General features: G+C 52.5%; 5 protein-coding genes. 1 reads left to right on the top strand and 4 read right to left on the bottom strand.

Annotation, left to right across the window (positions count from 1 at the left end; all coding sequences use genetic code 11):
* Positions 1-465: 465 nt before the first annotated feature.
* The gene (locus tag AX755_RS19355) at positions 466-894 is read right to left on the bottom strand and encodes a hypothetical protein (RefSeq protein ID WP_032634162.1); all 429 of its coding nucleotides are present in this window, start codon (positions 892-894) and stop codon (positions 466-468) included.
* 284 nt (positions 895-1,178) lie between these two features.
* Here AX755_RS19355 and AX755_RS19350 point away from each other — a divergent pair, with 284 nt between their 5' ends.
* On the top strand, positions 1,179-1,607 hold the full coding sequence (locus AX755_RS19350; protein WP_032634161.1) for a helix-turn-helix domain-containing protein: 429 nt from the start codon (positions 1,179-1,181) through the stop codon (positions 1,605-1,607).
* A 56-nt stretch (positions 1,608-1,663) separates the two neighbouring features.
* On the opposite strand, the gene AX755_RS19345 is transcribed toward AX755_RS19350, so the two are convergent.
* The 3 genes from AX755_RS19345 to AX755_RS19335 form a co-directional block, all read right to left on the bottom strand.
* The gene (locus tag AX755_RS19345) at positions 1,664-2,155 is read right to left on the bottom strand and encodes a hypothetical protein (RefSeq protein WP_123921711.1); all 492 of its coding nucleotides are present in this window, start codon (positions 2,153-2,155) and stop codon (positions 1,664-1,666) included.
* A gap of 376 nt (positions 2,156-2,531) precedes the next feature.
* Positions 2,532-4,028 (bottom strand): plasmid mobilization relaxase MbeA, encoded by a 1,497-nt coding sequence (mbeA, locus tag AX755_RS26130; protein WP_045347659.1) that lies wholly within the window; start codon positions 4,026-4,028, stop codon positions 2,532-2,534.
* Positions 4,018-4,362 carry a MobC family plasmid mobilization relaxosome protein gene (locus AX755_RS19335; RefSeq protein ID WP_032634158.1) on the bottom strand — a complete coding sequence of 115 codons (345 nt, stop codon included), beginning with the start codon at positions 4,360-4,362 and terminating at the stop codon, positions 4,018-4,020. Before AX755_RS19335 ends, mbeA begins: the two co-directional genes overlap by 11 nt.
* Positions 4,363-4,942: the final 580 nt, after the last annotated feature.

Raw genomic sequence — 4,942 nt, 5'->3', positions numbered from 1 at the left:
GCTCCCTCGTGCGCTCTCCTGTTCCTGCCTTTCGGTTTACCGGTGTCATTCCGCTGTTATGGCCGCGTTTGTCTCATTCCACGCCTGACACTCAGTTCCGGGAAGGCAGTTCGCTCCAAGCTGGACTGTATGCACGAACCCCCCGTTCAGTCCGACCGCTGCGCCTTATCCGGTAACTATCAACTTGAGTCCAATCCGGAAAAACACGACAAAGCGCCACTGGCAGCAGCCACTGGTAACAGGTTTAGAGGAGGAGAGTCTTGAAGTTTCGGGTGCGATAAGGCTACACTGAAAGGACAGTTTTGGTGACTGTGCTCCTCCAAGCCAGTTACCGCGGTTCAAAAGAGCGTCAACTCTTGCGAACCTTCGAAAAAGCCACCTTGCCGGGTGGTTTTTTCGTTTTCACCGCAAGAGATTACGACGAGGGTCAACGAATCTCAAGGGATCATTCATCCGAACAAGAGATCATTCGAAATTTTGGGGGAGTTGCATAGGGTCATGATACCCAAGCTCTAACAGTTTTATATGGTTCGGCGCTAGACGTTGGAAGTGGATGACCCAATCAGAGACTTTGTACTTCCCGTGAAATGTATCGATGAAAACGGGATCGCCTATATGGGCATGCCACAATTTATTAGCCCTGGCATGTTCTTCAATAGCTTCTTTGTTTTCGTAACTGTCAGGCACGTTCCAAGATGGCGATACCTTGCCAATCCAAGCCGGATGGCCTTTTAAGGCATCGCCAAAAAGATTGTACTTCTCGAAATGTTCGATGAAGTCATCGATTTTATCGAGTGTTTTTTGAGAAAAGCGGGATGTGTAATAAAGATTGAATGTCTCAGAGAAAGAGACAACATTCAATTGTGGATTTTGCGTGCTTGATCCGCTGCCCATGCTCTTCTCTGCTCCCTACTTAGACCAGATGGCATTGTAACAGATCTCTCATTCGCTCTGGAAATCAACAGAGACAAGGATACACCAAATATTTCAGTATCTTTTACAAGATCATGATGTTGTTTGGTTTTCATATCACTAACTCCGTATTTAATGCAGATAGAAATGTTTTTCTGTTCTCAGATTAGCCTTTTATAGTTGTGTAATAATGGCGCTGGTGTCACCCTATTCATATGAATACTTATATTATATATATCTCAAAAAAAATATTTACAGGATAATCAATGAGTTACGCAATAGAAAAAAAATGGAAGGCTGGAGGTCTGTCATTAGGATGGACTGCAGTACCTACTGTGTTGTTTTTTATACAAAATGAGAAGAAATTGAGCCCTGTAGCATTCAATACCTTGCTGAATCTCATAGTACACTGGTGGAATCTACAGGAGTGGCCGCACCCCTCAATGGAGAGCCTGGCTATACGGATGGGGGTGTCAGTAAGGACGGTGCAAAGGGCTATTAATGACCTAGAAAAAGCCAATCTCTTAGATAAAAAACCGACATCAAAAAGCGACAACCGATATGGTGGCCGCAACATATACGACCTTACAAAGCTTGTAGATTATTTAGACATAATTGGTCCTTCTGTGTCCGAGCAAGTAAGAAAGCCGCGACATAAAAAGCCAATATATACAGTAAGGAAAAAAGCCGATTAGTTATGCTGGTTACATGCAGGAACAGCCCGCATTTGGAGGCCGGGCTTATCGTTAAATTAGGGCTTAATCGTAAGACCAGAACGTTGAATGTATTCATCAACGCGATCGCCAATGTTTACAATTTTGGCGAAATTCACATCAGCCGATGACACGTTTAGATCCGTTGCGGATGCAGGCATAGGCAAGGTTGCACGATGACCATCGACGGAAACCAAGGTTTTTCTATCAACAAACGAAGAACCATAGTGAACGGTGTACTCGACTGAACACGCATTACTATCAGGATGACGAACAGCCCAAGGCTCATTAAACGAGTTGTAGTCGTCGTAATCAGCTCTCTTAATGTGCAGTGCTAAATCATTTTTATAAGTAAACGCCCCTGTCTCATCATCCACAATCCAATCATTTTGACTCGATTGCGCAAGAATTCGTGTAACTTCATCAGCATTCATAAATAGCTCCATCAGGCAGTGTGTAGATAAAAAGCAAACAACATCACCTACATGGGTATTATCAGAACCTTTATCAACGGACGGTTGATTTACCATAACATCTGTTGCCCGCACCGCTGAAACGGGGTTGGCTGCGTTTCCGGTGCCAGACGCGAGAAAGTGGCGACAGACATAACGAAAAAACACCAGAAACGCAGCCGCTGAATATTACACTGGTGCATAGTCATGCAGCCAGATGCATGGATGTTAAAGTCACACTAAAATCCGCGCCAATGCCTTAAAAACCGACAAATGCTTCTCCAGCCAGTCCCACAGCTCCGCCGCCAGATACAGGCAGTTAAGCAATGATTCAATAAGATTTAACAGCTTCATTTCCCGCTCCTGAATAAGTCGTGACCTTTTTGATCACGAACCTATTTAGCGGGAGAAATAAGAGCCCCTCTTCGTGCGGGTTGTCAGCTGCCTGGATGGTTTAAAGTGTCGGCCCGCGGTAGGTTTTCTGCGGCTGGCGCTCCAGCTCCAGTGTTTTCTGATACTCATTCTCCCTCTGCCGGAGCTCGATGGCATTCAGTTCCCGGACAAGCGGCGCAGCTGCTCGCTTAAACTCAGCACCTGCGTGCTCAAGTCCGACACGCGCTCGTTCAGCATCGCGTTCTCCCGTTGCATAAGACCACACATGCTCCGCCATTCCGCGAAGGCGCTCTCCCATTCGTCCAGCCTTTGCGAGTAGTCCTGCTGTAGCTGCTCTAATGCGCTCAGCAACTGCTTTTCCAGCTCTGTCATTTTCCGCTACTCCTGTTTCAGGCGGATCCATGTCGTCCCGTCGTAGGGGATGGCTTCGGTTTGCATCCCCGGCGGCAGGATAAGAAACCTCCGGCCGTCGCTGCTCTCCTGATAGCGCACTCCCCACGTCCGGGCGGTCATTTTCGCCAGGGTATCTTCCTGCTGACGAAGATGCGTGTAATTGTCGGTTATCTGCTGCCCCTGCCACCACAGAATGCTCCCGCTCGTGCCGATCAGCAGCGCTGACACCATCAGGATGGTGAGCCATGTCCGCCCGGCAGTCCGCAGTACGCTCCGCCGGTTTTTCTCCATCGCCTCGCTCATACTCTGCTCGTGGGCGAGGATGGCGTCGCTGATTCTCCTCGCGCTTGCGCTCAGTTCCGCTCTGACAGACTGCTCGTGCTCGCTGAATGCGGCTTTCAGCATCTCGCCGGTACTCTGCTGCTGCGCTTTCGATTGCTGCTCTAAGTCCTTCGCCAGCGTTAAAAGACTGCTCATAGATGGCTCCCTTCAGTCGGATGTTTCGCCCCCCGTCCGGGTCGGCAATGCTGATACTGCTTTTCGTGGTGCGCACCACCTCAAAACCTGCACCTTCAAGAGTGTCAGTGACATCCTGACGGCTTTTCAGCTCCCCGGACGAAGCAAGGGTCAGCAGTCCCCGGGTAATGGCTTCTGCGGCCTCCTGCTTCGTTTTCGGCAGCCCGGACGGCGTGACCAGCGCCCGGCGGTTTTCCGGCGCGTTCGGGTCGTGCAGCCCCAGTCTGCCGTTCACGATAGTCTGCCAGGCATCGATGCGCGGCCGGTCGGCGCGGTCGTAGTAAGGCTGGAGCCGCCTGCCGGTCAGCAGCTCGGTATTGGGGATCAGAAAGTTCAGCTCCAGACGCCCCTTGTCCGCGTGCTCCACCCACAGAATGCTGTACTGATCTTTATCGAGTCCGGGCATCAGAACCCGCTCGAAGCTGGCCATCAGTTTTTCCCGCTGGCCGGGAGGCAGATCGGCCTCCGCAAACGACAGAACGCCGGAGGTGTATTTCTTAACGTAAGGCGACGCGTCAATCAGCTCCCGGACTTCTTCCGGCTTCCCCTGCAGGACGGTGGCGCCTTCACGCTGCCGGTCTTTACCCAGCAGATAGTCCACCGGCCCGGCGCCACCGCCGCGGCCGCGCGGATGAAATTTAACGATCATCGTCCGTTCCTTTCTCAAGAACGGCGTGCCGCAGCCGCTCAAGGCCGGCATCGATGGCCATCAGCGCCGCCACAATCTGTACCCTGTCATGGCCGGTGCCGCCGCCGGCGTTAACACGGCGGGCTATCTGGTTCAGGTTATTGCCCATGCCGGCAAGCTGGCGCAGCAGCGCCGGCGAGATCGAGGGGAGCTTTCCGGAACGTGCCGGCTTTTCGTCCAGGCAGATCTGCCGCATCCACGCCGCCAGCTGCCTGCCGTCACAGCGCTCAAGCAGCCGCCGGTGCTCGTCCTCCGTCACCCACATGGTGAGCATCTTGCTCCGTTTCTCTGACAAACCGGCCTCCTGATAACGCCGGGACGGGCGGGAAAGCCTTTCCCGGTCGGCGCGGGGTTGGACAAGCCGCAGGCGCGTCAGGCTTTTGGCGGGTTTCGGGGCGCAGCCCTGAACCAGTCACGTAGCGCTAGCGGAGTGTATACTGGCTTATTATATTGGCACGGGTGCGGGAATCAGTGAAGTGCTTCATGTGGCAGGAGAAAAAAGGCGGCACCGGCGCGTCAGCAGAATATGCGATACAGGATATATTCCGCTTCCTCGCTCACTGACTCGCTGCGCTCGGTCGTTCGGCTGCGGCGAGCGGTGTGGGCTTACGAATGGGGCGGAAATTCCTGGTAGATGCCAGGAAGAAACTTAACAGGGAAACGATAAGGCCGCGGCGAAGCCGTTTTTCCATAGGCTCCGCCCCCCTGACAAGCATCACGAAATCTGACGCTCAAATCAGTGGTGGCGAAACCCGACAGGACTTAAAGATACCAGGCGTTTCCCCCTGGTGGCTCCCTCGTGCGCTCTCCTGTTCCTGCCTTTCGGTTTACCGGTGTCATTCCGCTGTTATGGCCGCGTTTGTCTCATTCCACGC

The sequence above is a fragment of the Enterobacter sp. SENG-6 genome (assembly GCF_001605945.1).
Taxonomy (GTDB): domain Bacteria; phylum Pseudomonadota; class Gammaproteobacteria; order Enterobacterales; family Enterobacteriaceae; genus Enterobacter; species Enterobacter cloacae.
Note: the sequence above shows the minus strand (reverse complement) of the source record. Positions and strands in the feature narration are given on the sequence as shown.